The sequence below is a fragment of the Breoghania corrubedonensis genome (assembly GCF_003053845.1).
GTDB classification, from domain to species: domain Bacteria; phylum Pseudomonadota; class Alphaproteobacteria; order Rhizobiales; family Stappiaceae; genus Breoghania; species Breoghania corrubedonensis.
This window is the reverse complement of record NZ_QAYG01000001.1, coordinates 1,194,450-1,214,945: the sequence shown is the minus strand read 5'-3', so window position 1 is coordinate 1,214,945 and position 20,496 is coordinate 1,194,450. Positions and strand designations below refer to the sequence as shown.

Below are 20,496 nucleotides of genomic sequence, written 5' to 3'. Positions count from 1 at the left end.
GATCAATACCTTGCGCATATCCTTATCGATCGGATTGGTTCAATCTGATCGGGATATGCTCTGGGCGTTCGCGGAAAGCCAGTCGATCATGCCGTGCGCGGCGGCCACGCCGGTGGCGAAGCTCGCCTGGAGCAGATAGCCCCCCGTTGGCGCTTCCCAGTCGAGCATTTCGCCGGCCACGAAAACCCCCGGCCGCGCGCGCATCATCAACGCCTCGTCCAGCCCGGAAAAGGCGACGCCTCCCGCGCTCGATATAGCCCGCTCGATGCCGGCTGTGGCGGTGAGGCGGACGGGGCAGGCCTTGATCCGCGCGGCAAGCGCCTCGGGCGCTTCCGGCAGCGGACCCGCCTCGCGCAAAAGCCCCACCGCGACCGGTTGCAGGCCCGCCGCCTTGCGAAGGAAGTTGGAGAGCGACTGCTTGGCGCGCGGGCGCGAAAGCCGCGCGGCGAGGGCTTCCTGCGTGATATCGGGACGAAGATCGATTTCGAGCATGGCCGCGCCGTCAGCGGCGATCGCATCGCGCAAGGGGGCGGAAAGCGCATAGACCGCGCCGCCCTCGATGCCGGAGGCGGTCACGATCATGTCGCCGCGCGTCTGTTTGCCGGCAAATGAAAGCTCGACGGTCTTCAATGGCGCGCCGGCGAAGCGATCCACGAAGACGGACGTCCAGGCAACGGCGAAGCCGCAATTGGCCGGCTTTACCGGGCTGACCTCGGCGCCCGCACCGCGCAGCAGACCGGGCCAGGCGGGATCGGCGCCAAGTCTCGGCCAGCTCAGGCCGCCCAGCGCCAGCAGCGTCGCGTCGCTCTTGACCGTGAGCGGGCCTTCGGGCGTTTCGAAGGAAAGCGCGCCCTCTGCGCTCCAGCCGGTCCAGCGGTGACGCGGCAGGATCGTCACGCCGAGCTCGTTCAGCCGGACGAGCCAGGCCCGCAGCAGCGGCGAGGCCTTCATCGCCTTGGGAAAGACGTGATGGGAGGACCCGACGAAGGTCTCCGCGCCCAGTTCGTCGGCCCAGGCGCGCAAGGCGTCCGGCGGGAAGGCGCGGATCAGCGGCTCAATCCGCGCGCGCGCGTCGCCATAGCGCGATGCGAAGAGGTCGAGATCCTCGTCATGGGTGAGGTTCAGCCCGCCGCGCCCGGCCATCAGCAGGCGGCGCGCGGGCGAGGCCAGCCGGTCGTGGACCGTGACCCGGTGACCGGCGCGGCCGAGCGTTTCGGCCGCAATCAGCCCCGCCGGTCCGGCACCGACAATGGTGACGCGGGAAGGGGACGGGGACTGCGGGACTTCGGTCATGACGCGGCTTTCGGTTTGTGGTGCGCCGCTATAGCACCCCGCAGACGGCGTGGCGATGGATGCGTGGAGATTGCGTCATCGCTGCCTGAGCGGGGCGCGGCTGAGATCGTTGACCGCGCCGAGCGCCTTCCGCGTGAGGCGCAGGAATTCGTCCGCCTCCTGTTCGCTCAGCCCCTTCAGCATCGCGCGTTGTGCCGCCTCCACCGACGGCGCGACCCGGCGCAGCACGTCCAGCCCCGCATCGCTCGCGTGCAAGGTGCGGGCGCGGCGGTCCTTCTCGTTCACCTTGCGCGTCAGCAGGCCCTTTGCGACCAGCCGGTCGACCACGCCGGTGATCGTCGTGCGGTCATAGGCGATAAGCCCGGCGAGCGTCGCCTGGTCGATGTCGGGCGCCCGCGCGACGCATTCCAGCGCGGCGTATTGCACCGGCGTCAGGTCGAACCCCGCCGCCTCCACTTCCCTGTGAAAGATCGCCACGGCGATCTGCTGAAACCGGCGGATCAGATGCCCCGGCATGTTCGCGATGTCTGCCATGTCTTCAATCTCCGCCATCCGCCGGTCACTTTGCAAGAGCTGTTGCAAGCATACCGATAATCAGTATGCTGATCAATTAGAGGAGCAATCGGGACAAGGCCGCGCCGACCCGTTTTCGTGCGCCCTGGTCAAGGCCGGATATCGCGGCCGCGACCCGGGGCGCGGATATCGGGGCGATGGTCCGGGACAGCAACCGGGGACCAGGGAAATGGCGCGCGGCGTCCGGCCAGTGGCGAGTGGGAGGAGACCGGCCATGCAGTTTCACCTGAACGGATTTCAGACGGGGGATCCACGGATTTCCGCGCCCGCCTCCGACGTGGCGCCCGATGCGGGACGGGCCCCGCGCGCCGATGGCCTGCCGGAAACGGTCGATGTGCTGATCGTCGGCAGCGGCCCCGCCGGGCTGACGCTCGCCGCCCAGCTTTCCGTGTTCGCCGACATCGAGACGCGGATCGTGGAACAGAAGGACGCGCCGCTGACACTCGGCCAGGCCGACGGCATCGCCTGCCGTACAATGGAGATGTTCCAGGCCTTCGGCTTCGCCGACCGCATCGCGCAAGAGGCTTACTGGGTCAACGAGACGACGTTCTGGAAACCCGACGAGACGGCGCCCGAGGCCATCACCCGCCATGGCCGGGTGCAGGACGTGGAGGACGGCCTTTCGGAATTTCCCCACGTGATCCTCAACCAGGCCCGCGTGCATGACTGCTATCTGGATTTCATGGCGAAATCGCCGCGCCGGCTTGTGCCGGACCATGCGCGCCGCCTTGTCGACCTCACCATTGATACCGAGAACGGCGGCGATTACCCGGTGCATGTGCGGCTGGAGCGCACCGATGCGGCGCATCAGGGCCGGATCGAGACCGTGCGCGCGAAATACGTGGTGGGCTGCGACGGTGCGCGCTCGATGGTGCGTCAGTCGCTGGGACGCACGCTGACGGGTGACTCGGCCAATCAGGCCTGGGGTGTGATGGACGTTCTCGCGCTCACCGACTTTCCCGATATCCGCCTGAAATCGGCGATCCATTCGGCCAGCGAAGGCAACATCCTGATCATCCCGCGCGAGGGCGGCTATCTGGTCCGCCTCTATGTCGAGATGGACAAGCTCGCCAGCGACGAACGGGTCGCGGCGCGCAACATCACCGTCGACCATCTGATCGCCGCCGCGAAGAGGATTCTGTCGCCCTACACGCTGGAGGTGAAGGAGGTCGCGTGGTGGTCGGTCTACGAGATCGGCCAGCGGCTGACCGACCGGTTCGACGACGTACCGGAGGCGGACGCCGCCACGCGCGCGCCCCGCGTCTTCATCGCCGGCGACGCCTGCCACACCCACAGTCCCAAGGCGGGTCAGGGCATGAACGTTTCCATGCAGGACACGTTCAACCTCGCCTGGAAGCTCGCCTACGTGCTCAAGGGCCGTGCCGCGCCGGAGCTGCTTGCCACCTATTCCGCCGAACGCCGGGCGATCGCGCAGGAGCTGATCGACTTCGACCGGGACTGGGCGAAGATGTTCTCCGCCGCGCCCAGGCGGGCCGGTGATGGCGACGGCGAAGGCGTCGACCCGCAGGTCTTTCAGGACTATTTCATCAGGTTCGGCCGCTTCACCGCCGGAACCGCGACCCGCTACCGGCCCTCGGTGCTGACGGGCGATGCGGCGCATCAGGCGCTGGCGGAGGGCTTTCCGATCGGTATGCGGTTTCACTCCGCCCCCGTCGTGCGGCTGGCCGACGCCAAACCCCTGCATCTGGGACACACGGTGGAGGCCGATGGCCGCTGGCGGCTCTTCGCGTTCGCCGACGAGAGCGATCCGGCCGATCCGGGCTCGGCGATATCGCGTCTTTGCACCTTCCTCGCCGACGATCCCGCATCGCCCGTGCGCCGCTTCACGCCGCAAGGCGGCGATATCGACGCGGTGATCGATGTGCGGGCGATCTTTCAGCAGGGCCACCGCGACCTGCGCCTCGAGGCGATGCCGGCCTTCCTGCTGCCGAAGAAAGGGCGCTACGGGCTGACCGACTACGAGAAGATGTTCTGCCCCGATCCCAGCGCCCCGGATCCCAGTGCCGGCGACATTTTCGACACACGGGCGATCGACCGTGCGCATGGCGCCCTCGTCGTGGTCCGGCCGGACCAGTATGTCGCTCACGTTCTGCCGCTTGGCGCGCTGAAGGAACTGACCGCATTCTTTGCGCGGTTCCTGATCCCGGCCGTGTGAACGGGCGAACCATTCCTGTCGCATTTATGGGGTGAGGGGGGCCGGGTTTCGTGGATACGGAGAACCCGAAACCCCTCACCCGAACCTCCGGCCCGACCTCGCCCCTAAGGGAAGAGGTGATCGCCCTGCCCACACGGGTGGAGCGTGGCGCAAGGGGGGGCGGGCACGGCGAGCGCGCCAGCCATGTGACGCTCCCGCCCCGGCTGCGCCCCTTTCCGGTCATTCGAAACGAGCACTTGCCGCACACCGGGCCCGGTGGCAGCATGCGCGCATGTTGAAAAGACGAAGTTTCGAGGAAGGCCACCGCCGCAAGTTTCTGGTCGTTGTCGACGAGACGCCGGAATGCGACCGGGCCTTGAGCTATGCGGCGATGCGCGCGGAGCGCACCAGCGGCGCCGTGGTCATGCTCTATTGCATCGCGCCGGCCGATTTCCAGCACTGGATCGGCGTGGAAAACATCATGCGCGCCGAGGCGATGGAAGAGGCGGAAACGACGCTGGCGCGCGCGGCGGAAAAGATCCGCGCCGTCGCGCGTATCGATCCCGAATCGGTCGTCGTCGAGGGCACGCTGTCGAGCGAGATCGTCAAGCTCATCGAGCAGGATCAGGACATCGCCATTCTGGTGCTGGCCGCCGGCACCAGCTCGGAGGGGCCGGGGCCGCTGGTTTCCTCCTTCGCCTCGAAAAGCGCCGGCTCCTTCCCCATTCCCGTCACCATCGTTCCAGGCACGTTGTCGGACGAGGAAATCGCGACGCTCGCCTGAGGCGGGCGCCAGCGCGCTTTTCGGCTTCTTGCGTTGACAGAAGGGGCGGATGTCCTCTTGTTTGCTTTGCCAAGCGTCCTATTTGGGCTAGAATAGAAGCGTTCAAAACTGGCTCGCGGACGATCGAGGGATAAGATTTCGGACATGGGACGGACCGGGCGCTGCCCGGCGACCCTATGTCACCTTGTTCCGGGCCCCGGAGTTGCAATGTTGAGTTGCAATGCCCGGGGTTGCGGCATCATCAGGCGCAAGCGCGCCGCCCGACCGGGGACCGGTTTTCTACCGCACCGCCTGGCCGCCTGGATCGACCCACGCCGATCCGCGTGCCAAGGAGGCGCTCCAGGCCGAACGAGAGACGGCGACACCAGGGACAGATCCGATGTTCATTCAGACCGAAGCAACGCCGAACCCGGCGACGCTGAAATTCATTCCCGGCCGCGTGGTGCTCGAAGGCGAGACGCGCGACTACCGCGAGGCCGAGGGTGCCCACGATTCGCCGCTTGCCGAAAAGCTGTTCCAGGTGCCCGGCGTCACCGGCGTCTATTTCGGCCACGATTTCATCACCGTGACCAAGACCGACGAAGACTGGCAGCACCTGAAGCCGGCCGTTCTGGGCGCGATCATGGAGCATTTCATGTCCGGCCAGCCGGTGCTGCGCCACGACAGCGAGGCGGAGAAGTCGGAAGAGTTCTTCGCCGACGGCGACAGCGCGACGGTCGAAACCATCAAGGAACTGCTGGAGACGCGCGTGCGTCCGGCGGTTGCACAGGATGGCGGCGACATCACCTTCCGCGGCTTCAAGGATGGCATCGTCTACCTCTCCATGCGCGGCGCCTGCGCCGGCTGCCCGTCCTCCACGGCAACCCTGCGCCACGGCATCCAGAACCTGATGCGCCACTTCATTCCGGAAGTGGAAGAGGTTCGCGCCGTCTGACGACGCGTCCTGTCGACACGCGGTGGGCGTCTTGCGCGCATCGCGGCGTCCGCTATCGTCCCGGCATCGCCTCATCAGCCCCGTCTTGTGCCAATTCCGCACTCGACAGAACGGCTCCCCGGCGCTAGCCATGCGTCATGACCCTGCTTGCTCTCGATACCGCGCTTTCGCGCTGTTCCGCCGCCGTCCTGCGTGACGACGGTTCGCTTGTCATGCTCAGCGAGGAGCTTGGCCGTGGCCATGCGGAACGGCTCGCGGGCATGGTGCAGGAGGTTATGGCGCAAGCGGGCGTCGCCTTTTCCGATCTCTCCCGCATCGCGGTCACCGTCGGCCCGGGCAGCTTCACGGGCCTGCGCGTCGCGCTTTCGGTGGCGCGCGGCTTTGCTGTCGTCTGGCCGGTGGAACTCGTCGGCGTGACGACCCTCGCCGCGATCGCGCAAGGTGTGCGTGAGGCCGGAATGGACGCCGGTGCGCAGGATCGTCCGCTTGCCGTTGCGCTGCCTGCGCGCGGCGGCGAGGTCTATGCCCAGCTCTTTGCCGCGGGCGGCCTGCCCGCGGGCGAGCCGGCGGCGATCGCGGCCGAAACCTTCGCCGCCGCCCTTCCCGCAGATGCACGTCTCGCCGGCGCGGGCGCCGAAGCGCTCGCGCAATTTCGCCCCGATCTCGAGATCGTCGACCGTGCGGCCGCACCCGACATCGCCGCCGTCGCCCGGCTGGGGCTGGCCGCGCCGTCCCCCGAAACGCCGCCCGTGCCGCTCTACCTGAAGCCGCCCGACGCCAAGCCGCAGACCCGTTTCCGGATCGCGTACGCATGATCGGGGGCTGGTTCTCTTCCCTGCCGCCGCGCATCGACGAAGCCGGGCGGGAGGATTTCGCAGAGCTTGCCGAGCTGCACAGCCTGTCGTTCTCGCGCGAATGGAGCGAGGAGGAGATCGCCGCGCTGATGGCCGGAGACGGCGTCTTCGCGCTGGTCACCCGGCGTGGTGCGCCCACCGCCTCGCGCCGGCCGATCGGCTTCGTGCTGGTGCGTGCCGTCGCCGACGAGGCGGAGATCCTGACCATCGCCGTTCACCCGCGCTGGCGCGGTCGCGGCCACGGCAAGCGGTTGATGGAGGCCGCCATGCGCCGGCTCTATGGCGACCGTGTGCTCAATGTCTTTCTGGAAGTCGATGCCGGCAACGCGTCCGCCCGGGGGCTTTACGACAGGCTGGGCTTCAAGGTCGTCGGTGAGCGCAAGGGCTACTATCACGACGGCGATGGCGGCCCCTCGACCGCCCTTGTCATGCGCTACACGATGACGCCGCCGGCGCGGCCGAAAAAGCAGGCTGTGCCGCCATCCGCGCCCGGTGGAAAGACGCGCAGGAGCGATTGACCGGATCGCGGCCCTTGCGGGTTTGACGCGCCTGTCCGGTGCCGCTATGGCAAGGCTGCGGCCCTCTCTCACCCGCTCCTTGCAAGGGCCATGCAGGAGATGATGACGTCATGCCCGCTCTGCGAGCCTGTCTGGCGACCGCCTGTCTGACGGTGGTGACCCTCGTTTTGCTGCCGCTCCAGTGGCTCGCGGTGCGCTACGCGTGGCCGATACGGCGCACGATCCCGGTCATTTTTCATCGTGCCGCGTGCGGGTTGCTGGGCGTGCGGGTGAGTGAGCGCGGACGCATCGGCGCGCAACGCCCCCTGCTGCTGACCTCGAACCATTCTTCCTGGCTCGATATTCTTGTGCTCGGTTCGCGCGTGCCGCTCTCCTTCGTCGCCAAATCGGAAGTGGCGAGCTGGCCGCTTTTCGGCACCTTCGCGCGCCTTCAGCGCTCCGTCTTCGTCGATCGCCAGCGCCGCTCCGCCACCGGCCGAACCATGTCGGAAATCGCCGAAAGGCTCACCAACGGCGATGCGATGGTGCTGTTTGCGGAAGGCACCTCGTCGGATGCGGCTTCGGTACTGCCGTTTCGAACGGCGCTGATCGGCGCGGCCCAGGCGGCCCTGTCCGGCGGCGCGGTCAAGACCGATAGCGGCGCGGGCACGGTCTGGGTGCAGCCGCTCGCCATCATCTACACGCATCTGCAGGGCCTGCCGCTCAACCGGCGCACGCGCCCGCTGATCGCCTGGTACGGCGACATGGACCTGGCGCCGCATCTCTGGCGGCTTCTCAAGGAAGGGGCGGTCGATGTGGAGCTGGTGTGGGGCGAACCGGTCGCGGTCGCGCCCGGCACGGACCGCAAGACGCTTGCGCGCGCGCTTGAGGAAACGGTGCGCACGGCGGTGACGGACACGCTGCTTGGAAACCGCGAGCGTATCGCGGAAGCCGAACCTGAACCCCGCGCCGAATCTCGCGCCGGGCCCCTCGCCGGGCCCCTCGCCGGCCCCCTCGCCGGATCGGGTCTTGAAGCGGGGCGCGAAGCCACATCTGGTGCGGAAAACGCCGATGAAGAGCAAAACGTTGCCGCGTCGCAATAAGCGCCTATTCTCAATCGCGACAAAACCCGCTAGTGCTTGAGACGAATGAACGCCGCAGGTGAAATGCCGCGGGTGATCGGCGCCCTTCACAAAACGGCCCGAAATTTCGCCGATAGCGGTTCCCGGCAGGCCCTGATCCGCCTGCCCCCTGACAATCGCCGATAAGGCAAACGCCCGATGAGGCCCGGTTTCAACGTACAATGAGCGACGCCAAGACAGTCTTCGTGCGAACCTACGGCTGCCAGATGAACGTCTACGATTCCGATCGTATGACGGACGCGCTGGCGCCTGTCGGCTACAGCACCACCGAAAATCTCGAGGAGGCGGACCTCGTCATCCTGAACACCTGCCACATCCGGGAAAAGGCGGCGGAAAAGGTCTATTCCGAGATCGGCCGCCTGCGGAAGGTGAAGGATGCCCGCGCCGGCACGCAAAAGCCGATGACGATCGCCATCGCCGGCTGCGTGGCGCAGGCGGAGGGCGAGGAGATCATCCAGCGCGCGCCCGCCGTCGATCTGGTCTTCGGCCCGCAGAGCTATCACCGTCTGCCGGAACTGCTTCGCCGGGCCGGCAACGGCGCGCGCGTTGTGGAGACCGACTTTCCGGCCGAGGACAAGTTCGCCGCCCTGCCCGCCGCTGAAAAGGCGGTGACGATGAAGCGCGGGGTAACGTCGTTCCTGACCGTTCAGGAGGGATGCGACAAGTTCTGCACCTTCTGCGTGGTGCCCTACACGCGCGGCGCGGAGCTTTCGCGTTCCGTCGCCCAGGTGCTCGACGAGGCGCGCAGGCTGGCGGAAGCGGGCGTGCGCGAGGTGACGCTGCTGGGCCAGAACGTCAACGCCTATCACGGCCAGGGGCCCGACGGCACGGATTGGGGGCTTGGCCGCCTTCTGTTCGCGCTTGCCGAAATCCCGGGCCTCGACCGGCTGCGCTACACCACCAGCCATCCGCGCGACATGGACGACGAGCTGATCGCCGCCCATCGCGATCTCGATGCGCTTATGCCGTATCTGCACCTGCCGGTGCAGGCCGGCTCCGACCGTATTCTCGGCCTGATGAACCGCAAGCACACCGGTGAGGAATACCTTCATCTCGTCGAGCGCATCCGAGCGGCGCGGCCGGACATCGCACTGTCGGGCGACTTCATCGTCGGGTTTCCCAGCGAAACGGAAGCCGATTTCCAGGCGACGCTCGATCTCGTCAGGGAGATCGGTTACGCCTCGGCCTTCTCCTTCAAATACAGCCCGCGCCCCGGCACGCCCGGCGCGAACCTCGACGGTCAGGTGCCCGAGGAGGTGAAGTCGGAGCGGCTTGCCCGTTTGCAGGCCCTGCTTTCGCAACAGCAGCGCGCCTTCAACGCCTCCAAGCGCGGCACCGAGATGGACGTCCTGTTCGAAAAGCCCGGCCGCTTCGAAGGACAGCTCGGCGGCCGCTCGCCCTGGCTTCAGGCCGTGCATGTCGAGGCGCCGGCGGAGCTTCTGGGCGAGATCCGGCGCGTGGTGATCGAGGATGTCGGCTCCAACAGCCTGGTCGGCCGCCTGGTCGGCGAACACTCGGGCGCGCGTGCGCCGATGGAAAAGGCCGACACTGTCGAAGCGAATGCAGGAGGCGTGGCTTGAAGGGGGATACCCCAGTGCAGGATGGCACGGACGTTCGTGAGACGGTTCCGGCATCCGACATGACCCATGTTGTCGTCGCCTTCGACGACAACCGGCTGATCGGCGATCTGTTCGGCCAGTTCGACCAGAACCTGGCGCTCCTGGAGCGCCGGCTCGGCATCGAAGCGGTCGGACGCGGCAACCAGGTGATCATCAAGGGTGGGCACGAAGGTTGCGAGCAGGCGCGTCTGGCGCTGGAGGCGCTCTACCAGCGCCTGCAGCAGGGCCACGAGCTGCATCCCGGCGACGTGGAAGGCGCCATCCGCATGGCGTCGACGGAGGCCGGCCAGCTCTCGCTGCCCACGCTCGAGCCGCGTTCGCGCCTCGCCTTCGCCCAGATTTCCACCAAGCGCAAGACCATCGTCGCGCGCACCCCGGCGCAGGACGCCTATATCCGCGCCATGGATCGCGCCGATCTCGTCTTCGGCATCGGACCGGCCGGCACGGGCAAGACCTTTCTGGCCGTGTCCTATGCGGCGGCGTTGCTGGAGCGCGGCGAGATCGACCGTATCATCCTGTCGCGCCCGGCCGTGGAGGCGGGCGAACGGCTCGGCTTCCTGCCCGGCGACATGAAGGAAAAGGTCGATCCCTATCTCCGCCCGCTCTACGACGCGCTCTACGAGATGATGCCGGGCGAGAAGGTGGAACGCGGCATGCTGTCGGGCGTCATCGAGGTGGCGCCGCTGGCCTTCATGCGCGGACGCACGCTGCAGAACGCCGTGGTGATCCTCGACGAGGCGCAGAACACCACCGCCATGCAGATGAAGATGTTCCTCACCCGGCTGGGCGACAACGCCAAGATGATCGTCACCGGCGATCCCTCCCAGGTCGACCTGCCGCGCGGCATGGTCTCGGGCCTGCGCGAGGCGCTGGAGGTGCTGGAAGGCGTGGAGGGCATCACCCGGGTGCGCTTTACCGAAAAGGACGTCGTGCGCCACGAGCTGGTCGCGCGTATTGTCGCCGCCTACGACAAGGCGGGTGCCGCCGCCGGGGAAGCCGCGGCTTCGACCGCGGGCAGGACCGGCGACGGACCGACGACGCCACCGCGCAGGGGATGACCAACGTGACACAGGCGACGGGCACGACCGGCGATCTGCCCAGACACGATCTCTCTCGTGACGATCCCTCCGGGGACGATCTTGCGGGCGATATAGAGATCGATCTGACGATCAACGCGGACGGCTGGCCGGATGAGGAGAGGCTTCATCCGCTGGCCGCGCGCGCCTTTGCCGCCGCGCGGCGCGAGGCGGACTTGCGCTATCTGCCGGGTTCCGAACTCAGTCTCGTCTTTTCCGACGACGCGGCCGTGCAGGTGCTCAACCGCGACTATCGAGGCAAGGACAAGCCGACGAACGTGCTCTCCTTTCCCGGCGGCGACGAGGACGGTCCCGTCTTCGGGCCGCTTCTGGGGGATATCGTGCTGGCGCGCGAGACGGTGGCGCGCGAGGCGGAAGAGGCCGCGGGCGGCTTCGAAGACCATCTTCTTCATTTAATTGTACACGGAATCCTTCACCTTTTCGGGTATGATCACCAAGTTGACCAGGAGGCCGAAATAATGGAAGGCCTCGAAACACGGATCCTGGCGAGCCTCGGCATTGCCGACCCTTACCGGCTTGATCCATCAGCATAGGACGAAAACCGGCCTCCCGATGGGGCCGTGCGAGACAATGACATTGCCTGAGAGTTCAACTCCCGAGCCTTCTTCGCCCGAAGAACCGGGCCAAAGTTCCACCGCGCCGGCCTCCCGTTACGAGACGGAGATCGAGCGCGATTCCCGCCCCTGGCTGTCCCGGCTGATCAGCCAGCTCGTGCTGCGCCGAAACGGCTCCCTGCGCGAAAACCTCGAACATGTGCTGGCCGCCGATTACGGCGGCGATGCCAACTTCTCGCCCGAGGAGCGCGTGCTGCTGGGCAACATCCTGCGCCTGCGCGAGGTGCGTGTGGAGGACGTGATGGTCCCGCGCGCCGATATCGATGCGGTCGACGAGAATATCTCGCTGGGCGACCTGATGGAGGAATTCCGCGCTTCCGGCCATTCGCGCATGCCCGTCTATCACGAGACGCTGGATGATCCGCGCGGCATGGTCCACATCAAGGACCTTCTCTCCTTTTTTACCGGCGCGCTGAACGGCACGCCGCACGGCGTGGAGGAGAGCCCCGGCGACGCGAACGCGGCGGCGAAGGCGGGCGACGACGACGACCATGAACCCGTCCATCTGGATCTTGCCCGCCCGCTCGCCGGTCTCGACATCATCCGCACGGTGCTGTTCGTGCCGCCCTCCATGCGCGCGGCCGATCTGATGGCGCAGATGCAGGCGTCACGCGTGCAGATGGCGCTGGTCATCGACGAATATGGCGGCACGGACGGTCTGGTCTCGCTGGAGGATCTGGTGGAGACGGTCGTCGGCGACATCGAGGACGAGCACGACGAGGACGAGGAGCCGATGCTGGTGCGCCAGGGCGAGGGCGCCTGGGTCGCGGATGCGCGCGTCACCATCGAGGACCTCGAGGCGGAACTCGGCGCGGGCTTCGACGTGGGCGAGCTGTCGGAGGAAATCGACACGCTCGGCGGCCTTCTGTTCACCATCGTCGGCCGGGTGCCGGTGCGTGGCGAGCTGATCTCGGCCGACATGATCCCGGGCCTGGAATTCGAGGTGATGGACGCCGATCCGCGCCGGGTGAAGCGGGTGAAGATCATCCGCGAGGGGGCTGAAGGCCTGCCGACCGCCGACGCCCGCCGCCGCGCCCGCAAGATCGACGGCGAGGAACAGGCGGCGGAGTAGCGGGCGGGGGGCATACCCTTTCCCACCTTTCCGTCGTTCACACGTCGCCCGTAAGAGTGCGCGTCCCTCAGCCGATCCGGTAGATCCGTCGCGAGGTGTCGGGTCGCGTCCAGATCATCAGGTCTTCCACCATCATCGGCGGGGAGAAGTAGTAGCCCTGAACGATGTCGACGGAGCTTTCCGCCTGAAGGTAGGCGAGTTCCTCCTGGGTCTCCACGCCTTCCGCCACCGTCTGCAGCCCGATGGCGTGCGCCAGCTTCTCGATGGCACGCAGGATGCGCTGGTTGACCGGATTGTGCTGGATGCGGGTGACGAAGGAACGGTCGATCTTCAACTCGTTCGCGTCCAGTTCGGCCAGCACCGACAGCGACGAATAGCCGGTGCCGAAATCGTCGATGGCGACGCGAATGCCGGCCGCGCCCAGCATCGGCTGGACGAGGGCACGGAATTGCGGCGCCTGCACCATCGCGTCCTCCGTCAGTTCCAGAATCATCCGGTTGGCGCGCCCGCTGGCGGCGATCCGGGCGACCAGTTCCGACATGAAGGCGGGATCGTTCGCCTGCACGCCGGCGATGTTGAGCGAAATGGACGTTTCGTCGCCAAAGCGCGCATCAAGCGTGTCGAACGCCGTCAGCGCGTCGTCGGTGACCGCGAACGTCACCGCGTTGAGAATCCCCAGCTCCGTCGCCGCGCGAATGAACTCGGCCGGCGAGCGTATCGTTCCGTCCGCCTCGCGCCAGCGCGCCAGCGCTTCAAAACCGACCACCTTGCGATCGGCGATGCGCACCTTGGGCTGAAGCGCCGCCTCGAAGGCCTTGTCCGCGACCGCCTCGCGCAGCAGCCGTTCGAGCTGCATCGAGCTGTAGAGGTCGCGGCCCATCTCGGTGGAGAAGAACACCGCCGCGCCGTGCCGCTCGGCCTTTGAACGGTACATCGCGAAATCGGCGTTGCGCCGCAATTCCTGGAAATCGGTGCCGTGTTCCGGACACACGCTGATGCCGATCGAGGAGGTCACGTCGATCCGGTTGCCCTCCACCTCATAGGCGCTGCACAGCGTCCGGCGCACCCGCTCCACCCGCGCCCGCGCTGCCTCCATATCCGGCAGTTCGCTGATCAGCATGACGAATTCGTCGCCGCTCATCCGCACGACGCAGTCGGCGGGGCGTGCCTCCACCGACAGCCGCTCCGCGATCTCCTTCAACAGCGCGTCGCCGGTCTCGTGGCCGAAATAGTCGTTTATCCGCTTGAACCGGTCGACGTCGATGAAGACCAGCGCGATCATCTCGTCCTCGCGCCGTGCCGCCAGCGCCTCGGTGCCGTGTTTTTCCAGCATCGCCCGGTTGCCGATCCCGGTCAGGTCATCGTGCTGCGCGCGGTGTTCCAGTTTGCGGGTGATTTCCTGCAGCCGCTGGTTCTCCGTTTCGCTCAGATGCCGCCGGCGGATGGCAAGGGCCTGGGAGACGAGCAGAGAGAAACGTTCGCCCAGCGTGGCGTCATCGCGCGTGAACTCGTCTTGTCCGACCTTGCGCAGGAGCACGATCGCACCGCGCTTTGCCTCCAGGCGGATCGGCAGGAACATGGCCGGCTGGTCCGACGAGACGCGCGTGGGGCACGACGGGGTGGGGGACCGTCCGCCGCCCTCGATCCGCGCGACCGCACGCCCGCCCATGACCTTGCACATCAGCCGGGTCTTTTCCCAATGCGTGCCCACCAGCACGGGTTCGGTGGCTGCGATGCACTCCAGCGTCTCGCCTTCTTCCTCCAGCACCGCCGCGGCATGGAATTCGAACACCGCGTGCAGCGACGAGAAGGCGATGGCAAAGGGATCGTTGCCGGTGTCCAGCGACAGCAGCGACTGCAGCGCGGTGAACAGCAGCTTCGCCTGGTAGGCCTGCAGCCGCAGTGATGCGTTCTCGCTCTGCAGGTCCTGCAGGATGTCGCGAAGAGCTTCTGTGGTCTGCAGTCTGTCCATACGCTTATGATCCGAAAACGACGGCGGAAATCATCAGGTTGCCGTGTTTGTTGACTCCGAGGACCGGCCCCTGTTCGCCGAAGGTGAAGCAGACGATTGTCGGGGTGTCGCCGAGTTCCGCCTTCAGCGTGCCGCACAGCTCGCCGATCTGGTCGCGCACCGCCATCCGGCAACCGCCGCAGAAAATGATCAGGGCGGCGGCGGGCTCGGCATCCTCGATCTGCTTGATCGCATGGCGCGAGACGCGGCCTGCACGGCGGATCAGGTGATCGGCATCGCCGCGCATGCAGTAGATCTCGCTGCCTTCCTCCACGTCGGCGAAGGTGGTCAACGCGCCATCCGAGCGTACCGCTTCGGGATGGACGAGCAGGAACTGATCTATCCCGTCCTCCACGCCCGCGAAGACTGAAAGCGGTGCCAGGGTGGTCTCCGCGAGAATTGTGCCGCCGGTCGCAAGCTTGCCGTCAAGCTCTCCGCCAATCCAGCCATTGTAGACCGCCGCGGCCGGCCTTCCGTCGATTTCCAGAATGATGCGGCTGTGCCGCGGCCCCTCGACCTTGGTCACCCGGCCTCCGTCGATCCGGGTGATCTTGCCGGTGTGGCCGTTGGGCTCGTATCCGCCCTGGAAACCGTGTCCGAGCGGGCGGGAGGGAAACAGCACGCACACGACCACCGCATCGCGGGTCGCGCCTTGTCTCGAGATCTGCGTCCACACGCCGGTCGCATCATCATCGGCGGAACTGCCGCCGATGACGGGACAGCGATCGCCGACCAGGTGCTTGAGCCCGGCCATGACCTGTTCCTCGTGTCCGGGCGCCTGGTAAGTCCACACCAGATCCGGAAGCTCCCCCGCGCAATCGGCATCCTCCAGCGCCGCGCGCAACGCCTCCTCCGCCGCTCCTGCCGGATCGTCTCCCAGCGGGCGGGAGGCGGATCCGTAGTCGCCGTCCGGGTCCTCGATCATCAGCAGGCCGATGGAGTCGGGTTGGTGCAGTCCGTACTGGTCCATGACGCCGTGCGAGGAGCTGCCGCCGATCAGTGTGGCATCTGGAAAACGGTCGGTAACGAGCAGGCTGATCCGGTCGCCGTCCTGGTTCTGTCCGTAGAACGCGAAGACGACGTCGGCCGAAATGTCGGTGGTGCGCAGCGCGGCTTCCAGCTTGCCGGACAGATCGTGTTGAGATGTCGCGTCGACGATGATGGAGGCAGCCCGCATCTGGCATTCCTGGCAGGGTGATCACGTAAGGGTGGGAAAAGCAGAACTTTCCCCTTTTGTTTGAACTGGTTGCTCCAGGGCACCTGCGGAGATTCCCTGTCAGGCGCATCCGCGTAAACTGACGGGGGATCCGGCACCTGATCTGGCGGGCAACCGCGATTACGTCAGATTTTACCACCGCAACTCCTAATATTGTCCTTTCCCGGCCTGCGACATTCGAGATGACGGGCGAGATGACGGGCGAGATGACGGGTGCGCGTCGGCGAAAGCGGTTCGGAGGGGCGACAGGCCGCCGGCCTCCCCCGCTCTTGACCGGGCAAGCCGGCCCGCGCACATGATGCATTCCCGCGCACAGGGGATGATTCGGGACGCGTTCATGATCCAGAGCCTGGCCGATACGCTGATCTTGAGCTGGGGCTGGCGCCGTTGGGGCGCGGCCTTTCTGCTTGGCGCGCTGGCGGCGCTGTCCCAGGCGCCCTTCGATCTTTTCTTCGTCCTCTGGCTCTGCTTTCCCGGTCTTGTCTGGCTGATCGACGCGACCGTGTCCGACGATGGAGGGCGGATGGGAAACGCGGTGCGCGGTGCGGCGGCCGTCGGCTGGTGGTTCGGGTTCGGCTATTTTCTGGCCGGGTTGTGGTGGATCGGCTCCGCCTTCCTGGTGGAGGCCGACGATTTCGCCTGGATGATGCCGTTCGCGGTGTTGGCGATGCCGGCGGGACTGGCGCTGTTCTGGGCTGGCGCGACGGCGCTTTCCCGTCTCTTGTGGATGGAAGGGCCCTTGCGCATCCTGGTGTTGGCGGCGGCGATTTCGGGCGCGGAATGGCTGCGCGGCCACGTGCTGACCGGGTTTCCCTGGAATGCCATCGGCTACGGTTTCGCCGCCAATACGGTGATGATGCAGCCCGCCGCGCTCGTCGGCGTTTATGGTCTTGGCTTCATCGCCGTGCTGGTCTTCGCCGCGCCGGCGGTGCTTGCCGATACGGGGCGCCCCGCCCGCCGCCTCGCCTTCCTCGCCGCCGTCGGGGTGCTGTTCGCGGCCTGTCTGGGATATGGCGCCTGGCGTTTGAACCAGCCGGGGCCGGCGGATGTGGCCGATGTCCGGCTGCGCATCGTTCAGCCCGACATCCCGCAGGCGGAAAAATGGGTGCCCGGCAATGCCCGCTGGATCTTCGAGCGCTATCTCGATCTTTCCTCCGCGCCGCTGGGGCCGGACGATACCCGTCTCGACAAGATCACCCACGTGATCTGGCCGGAATCCGCCTTTCCCTTCATCCTGACCCAGGAGCCCGGCGCACTTTCCTCCATCGCGGCGCTGCTTCCCGAAGGAACCGTGCTGATCACCGGCGCCGCGCGAGCGGAACCGGCGGCCGATGCGGGCGCATCGGGGCACAAGACCGATTTCTACAACTCCATCTACGTGATCACCGACGACGGCACCATCGTCGACGCCTATGACAAGGTGCATCTGGTCCCCTTCGGGGAATACCTGCCGTTGCGCGCCCTGCTCACAAGGCTGGGGCTCGAGAACCTGGTGCGCGTGCCCGGCGGTTTCACGCCCGGCTTCCGTCACCGCGAGCTGAGCCCGCCCGGCGCGCCGGAATTCTCGCCGCTGATCTGCTACGAAGCGATCTTCTCCGGTGCCGTGGCCGATCGCGATGACCGGCCGGGCTGGCTTTTGAACCTCACCAACGATGCCTGGTTCGGCGATACGCCGGGCCCCCACCAGCACCTTCGCCAGGCGCGGCTGCGCGCCGTGGAGGAAGGGTTGCCGTTGGTGCGCGACGCCAATACCGGCATTTCCGCCGTCATTGATGCCCGCGGGCGGATCCGTGCCCAATTGCCGCTGGGCCGCAAGGGCGCCTTCGATTCCGCGCTGCCGGGAGCGGACGCGCCGACTCTTTACGTGAAGGTTGGCGACTGGCCTCTGGCCTTGATATTTATTACGATATTCGCGGTTGCGGGGGTTGCGCGGACACGTCGTCGCGGTCTTTCCTAATTGCCTGATGTGACCGGACAAAACGCAGCAAATTGCAGCAATTGACGAGGGGGCTCCGCTGCGGGCATTATTTGCGGGTCACAAGTGATCGAGCGAGTGGCTCAAGCACGATCCTGCATCCTGCCCGAGCGTCGGGTGGAGTGAAAGCACGTGTTCGACCGCCGCTGCTGCAGGAAAAAGTGCGGCTGGCAAGACATTGGAGGCTCGCAATGCCAGCACGGGCGCGTCGATTCTTCCTGAAAAGCGTTCCCTCCGCCCCGGTGGCGCCGATCTGAGGCGGAAGGCGTCGGTTGGGCGCCTTGCCCCCCGCCCGCTTGCGGGCAGGGCGCGCGCGGCGCAGCGACACGGCACGCCCGGACGCGGGAGTGGCAGTCAGGCCTGCAGGTGACGAGGCGGGGAGAGAGGGCGCTCATGACACCTGCGCGAGGCGCGACCGCGCGAGGGGGCTGTCATGCGAGGGCGCGAGGCAAGGAGGAGGACACACAGGAGAGATCCGCAAAGGTGAGAGGGGATCATTCGCGACGGCTGATGCCGTTGCGGCAGTCTGTCGCCATTCCGTCTGTCGCGGTTCCGTTTGGGGCCGGGCCGGGCGCCGGTGGCTAACATTGTCGAGGATGTTCCGGCCCGCCGGAGCAGGCCGCAGACATTGACGAGAACAATGAAGGCGAAAAATGCCCAGTAAGAAAGCACCCAATCCCGTAGACGTCCATGTCGGCAGTCGGATCCGGCTGAGGCGCATGATGCTCGGCATGTCCCAGGAGAAGCTGGGCGAGCATCTGGGGATCACCTTTCAGCAGATCCAGAAATACGAAAAGGGCACGAATCGCGTCGGCGCCAGCCGGCTTCAGCACATCGCCACCATCCTGAACGTGCCGATTTCGTTCTTTTTCGAGGATGCGCCGGGGGTGGGGGAGGACCAGCCCGGTTTCGCCGAGTCCCAGCCGACGTCCTATGTCGTCGATTTCCTCTCCAGTTCCGAGGGGCTGGCGCTCAACCGGGCCTTCGTGCGCATCGAGGACAGCCGGGTGCGGCGGCGGATCGTCGATCTGGTGCGTGCCGTGGCCGGCGAGGAAACCTGACTGCGCCGGTTGTTTGCCAAGGGAGGCGGGCCACGCCCGAAACCGGGGCACGGCCGGCTTCCCGAACGTACCGAATTCCCCGAAGGAAACGTCGTCCGGAAGGTCCGGACCCTGGTGTCCGCCTTGAATTCGTTCGCGAATACGAGGCGGTGTCGCCCGCGAACATTCCCGCCGCCTTGTGCCGTAAGGGAGCCGGCTTGCGCCCTTGTCCGGGTCGCCATGCGGGGTCGGGAGCGGAGCATTCGTGCGCGTGAAACGGCGTGCTTTACGTGAAACTTCGCCGGTCCATCGTCCGTCACGGGACTTGACGTTCCCCGCAATCCCTGCAACTTCCTCATGGCCTTTTGGCGGGCGGCCGTCCGCCGGCACTCCTATACCCATTTCCCAGAAGGACCGTGACAGTGGCCCGCAAAGACTATCTTTTCACCAGCGAATCGGTGTCCGAAGGGCACCCGGACAAGGTCTGCGACCGTATCTCCGATACCGTCGTGGACGCATTTCTCGCAGCAATGCCGGAGGCGCGCGTCGCCTGTGAGACACTGGCGACGACCAACCGGATCGTGATCGCGGGCGAGACCCGTGGTCCGGCAGAAATCACCCACGAATATATCGGGCATCTCGCCCGCCTCGCGGTGAAGGATATCGGCTACGAACAGGACGGCTTCCATTGGGAGACGGCCGATGTGAAGGTGCATCTGCACACCCAGTCCGCCGACATCGCCCAGGGCGTCGACAGCGCCGGCAACAAGGACGAAGGCGCGGGCGATCAGGGCATCATGTTCGGCTACGCCTGCCGCGAGACCGATGAGCTGATGCCGGCTCCGATCCATTTCGCGCACAAGATCCTGCAGGTGCTGGCCGAGGCCCGCAAATCCGGCCGCGAGCCGCTGCTGGGCCCCGATGCCAAGAGCCAGGTCACCGTTCGCTATGCCGACGGCAAGCCGGTCGGCATCACCTCGGTCGTGCTGTCGACGCAGCACACGGACCCCGACCTCTCCTCCGCCGACGTGCGCGCGATCGTCGAGCCCTACATCATCCGGACTCTGCCCGACGGCTGGCTCTCTTCCGATACGGAATGGCACGTCAACCCGACCGGCAAGTTCGTCATCGGCGGGCCTGACGGCGACGCCGGGCTGACGGGCCGCAAGATCATCGTCGACACCTATGGCGGTGCCGCACCTCATGGCGGCGGTGCTTTCTCGGGCAAGGATCCCACCAAGGTGGACCGGTCCGCGGCCTATGCCTCGCGCTATCTCGCCAAGAACGTGGTCGCGGCCGGCCTCGCCGAGCGCTGCACGATCCAGCTTTCCTACGCCATCGGCGTTTCCGAGCCGCTGTCTGTCTATGTCGATCTGCATGGCACGGGCAACGTCGACGAGGCGAAGCTCGAAAAGGTTCTGCGCGAGGTGATGAACCTGACGCCGCGCGGCATCCGCCAGCATCTGCAGCTCAACCGCCCGATCTACGCCCGCACCTCGGCCTACGGCCATTTCGGTCGCGCGCCGGAGAGCGACGGCGGCTTCTCCTGGGAGAAGACGGACCTGGTCGATGCGCTGAAGAGCGCGATGGCCTGATTGGTCGCACGGACAGGAACTGATG

17 protein-coding genes are annotated in these 20,496 nt (G+C 66.6%); 13 read left to right on the top strand and 4 right to left on the bottom strand.

Translation table 11 applies throughout. The features are described from left to right. Positions 1–39: 39 nt before the first annotated feature. Both C8N35_RS05295 and C8N35_RS05290 read right to left on the bottom strand, forming a co-directional pair. Entirely contained in the window at positions 40–1,293 is a 1,254-nt protein-coding gene (locus C8N35_RS05295; protein WP_107988513.1) for a BaiN/RdsA family NAD(P)/FAD-dependent oxidoreductase, read from the bottom strand. A gap of 75 nt (positions 1,294–1,368) precedes the next feature. Beyond that, entirely contained in the window at positions 1,369–1,827 is a 459-nt protein-coding gene (locus C8N35_RS05290; protein ID WP_107989099.1) for a MarR family winged helix-turn-helix transcriptional regulator, read from the bottom strand. A 253-nt stretch (positions 1,828–2,080) separates the two neighbouring features. Here C8N35_RS05290 and C8N35_RS05285 point away from each other — a divergent pair, with 253 nt between their 5' ends. From C8N35_RS05285 to C8N35_RS05240, 10 genes are all read left to right on the top strand, one after another. Then, on the top strand, positions 2,081–4,042 hold the full coding sequence (locus C8N35_RS05285; RefSeq protein ID WP_107988512.1) for an FAD-binding monooxygenase: 1,962 nt from the start codon (positions 2,081–2,083) through the stop codon (positions 4,040–4,042). A gap of 271 nt (positions 4,043–4,313) precedes the next feature. After that, positions 4,314–4,805 (top strand): universal stress protein, encoded by a 492-nt coding sequence (locus C8N35_RS05280; RefSeq protein ID WP_107988511.1) that lies wholly within the window; start codon positions 4,314–4,316, stop codon positions 4,803–4,805. 379 nt (positions 4,806–5,184) lie between these two features. Further along, positions 5,185–5,739 (top strand): NifU family protein, encoded by a 555-nt coding sequence (locus tag C8N35_RS05275; RefSeq protein WP_107988510.1) that lies wholly within the window; start codon positions 5,185–5,187, stop codon positions 5,737–5,739. 137 nt (positions 5,740–5,876) lie between these two features. Continuing rightward, the gene (tsaB, locus tag C8N35_RS05270; protein WP_107988509.1) at positions 5,877–6,554 is read left to right on the top strand and encodes a tRNA (adenosine(37)-N6)-threonylcarbamoyltransferase complex dimerization subunit type 1 TsaB; all 678 of its coding nucleotides are present in this window, start codon (positions 5,877–5,879) and stop codon (positions 6,552–6,554) included. Then, positions 6,551–7,111, top strand: coding sequence for a GNAT family N-acetyltransferase (locus C8N35_RS05265; RefSeq protein ID WP_107988508.1), 561 nt, complete (start codon positions 6,551–6,553; stop codon positions 7,109–7,111). Before tsaB ends, C8N35_RS05265 begins: the two co-directional genes overlap by 4 nt. A 110-nt stretch (positions 7,112–7,221) precedes the next feature. Continuing rightward, the gene (gene olsA, locus C8N35_RS05260; protein WP_107988507.1) at positions 7,222–8,193 is read left to right on the top strand and encodes a lyso-ornithine lipid O-acyltransferase; all 972 of its coding nucleotides are present in this window, start codon (positions 7,222–7,224) and stop codon (positions 8,191–8,193) included. 200 nt (positions 8,194–8,393) lie between these two features. Continuing rightward, on the top strand, positions 8,394–9,812 hold the full coding sequence (gene miaB, locus C8N35_RS05255) for a tRNA (N6-isopentenyl adenosine(37)-C2)-methylthiotransferase MiaB (protein WP_107988506.1): 1,419 nt from the start codon (positions 8,394–8,396) through the stop codon (positions 9,810–9,812). Between the two features lie 59 nt (positions 9,813–9,871). Beyond that, a complete protein-coding gene (locus C8N35_RS05250) occupies positions 9,872–10,909 on the top strand; it encodes a PhoH family protein (RefSeq protein WP_107989098.1) in 1,038 nt (345 codons plus the stop codon). Between the two features lie 92 nt (positions 10,910–11,001). After that, positions 11,002–11,481 carry an rRNA maturation RNase YbeY gene (gene ybeY, locus C8N35_RS05245; protein WP_245926716.1) on the top strand — a complete coding sequence of 160 codons (480 nt, stop codon included), beginning with the start codon at positions 11,002–11,004 and terminating at the stop codon, positions 11,479–11,481. Positions 11,482–11,524: 43 nt separating this feature from the next. Further along, the gene (locus tag C8N35_RS05240) at positions 11,525–12,634 is read left to right on the top strand and encodes a hemolysin family protein (protein ID WP_245926660.1); all 1,110 of its coding nucleotides are present in this window, start codon (positions 11,525–11,527) and stop codon (positions 12,632–12,634) included. A 67-nt stretch (positions 12,635–12,701) separates the two neighbouring features. Here C8N35_RS05240 and C8N35_RS05235 read toward each other — a convergent pair whose 3' ends face one another. Further along, positions 12,702–14,606, bottom strand: a complete 1,905-nt coding sequence (locus C8N35_RS05235; RefSeq protein ID WP_107988503.1) for a putative bifunctional diguanylate cyclase/phosphodiesterase — start codon at positions 14,604–14,606, stop codon at positions 12,702–12,704. A gap of 4 nt (positions 14,607–14,610) precedes the next feature. Beyond that, complete coding sequence (locus C8N35_RS05230) at positions 14,611–15,822, bottom strand: FIST signal transduction protein (RefSeq protein ID WP_107988502.1); 1,212 nt, start codon at positions 15,820–15,822, stop codon at positions 14,611–14,613. Positions 15,823–16,198: 376 nt separating this feature from the next. Here C8N35_RS05230 and lnt point away from each other — a divergent pair, with 376 nt between their 5' ends. The 3 genes from lnt to metK all read left to right on the top strand — a co-directional run bounded on the left by lnt (position 16,199) and on the right by metK (position 20,471). Then, positions 16,199–17,818 (top strand): apolipoprotein N-acyltransferase, encoded by a 1,620-nt coding sequence (lnt, locus tag C8N35_RS05225; RefSeq protein WP_107989097.1) that lies wholly within the window; start codon positions 16,199–16,201, stop codon positions 17,816–17,818. Between the two features lie 671 nt (positions 17,819–18,489). Then, entirely contained in the window at positions 18,490–18,897 is a 408-nt protein-coding gene (locus C8N35_RS05220) for a helix-turn-helix domain-containing protein (protein WP_107988501.1), read from the top strand. A gap of 401 nt (positions 18,898–19,298) precedes the next feature. Then, positions 19,299–20,471, top strand: coding sequence for a methionine adenosyltransferase (gene metK / locus C8N35_RS05215; RefSeq protein ID WP_107988500.1), 1,173 nt, complete (start codon positions 19,299–19,301; stop codon positions 20,469–20,471). The last annotated feature ends 25 nt before the right edge of the window (positions 20,472–20,496 follow it).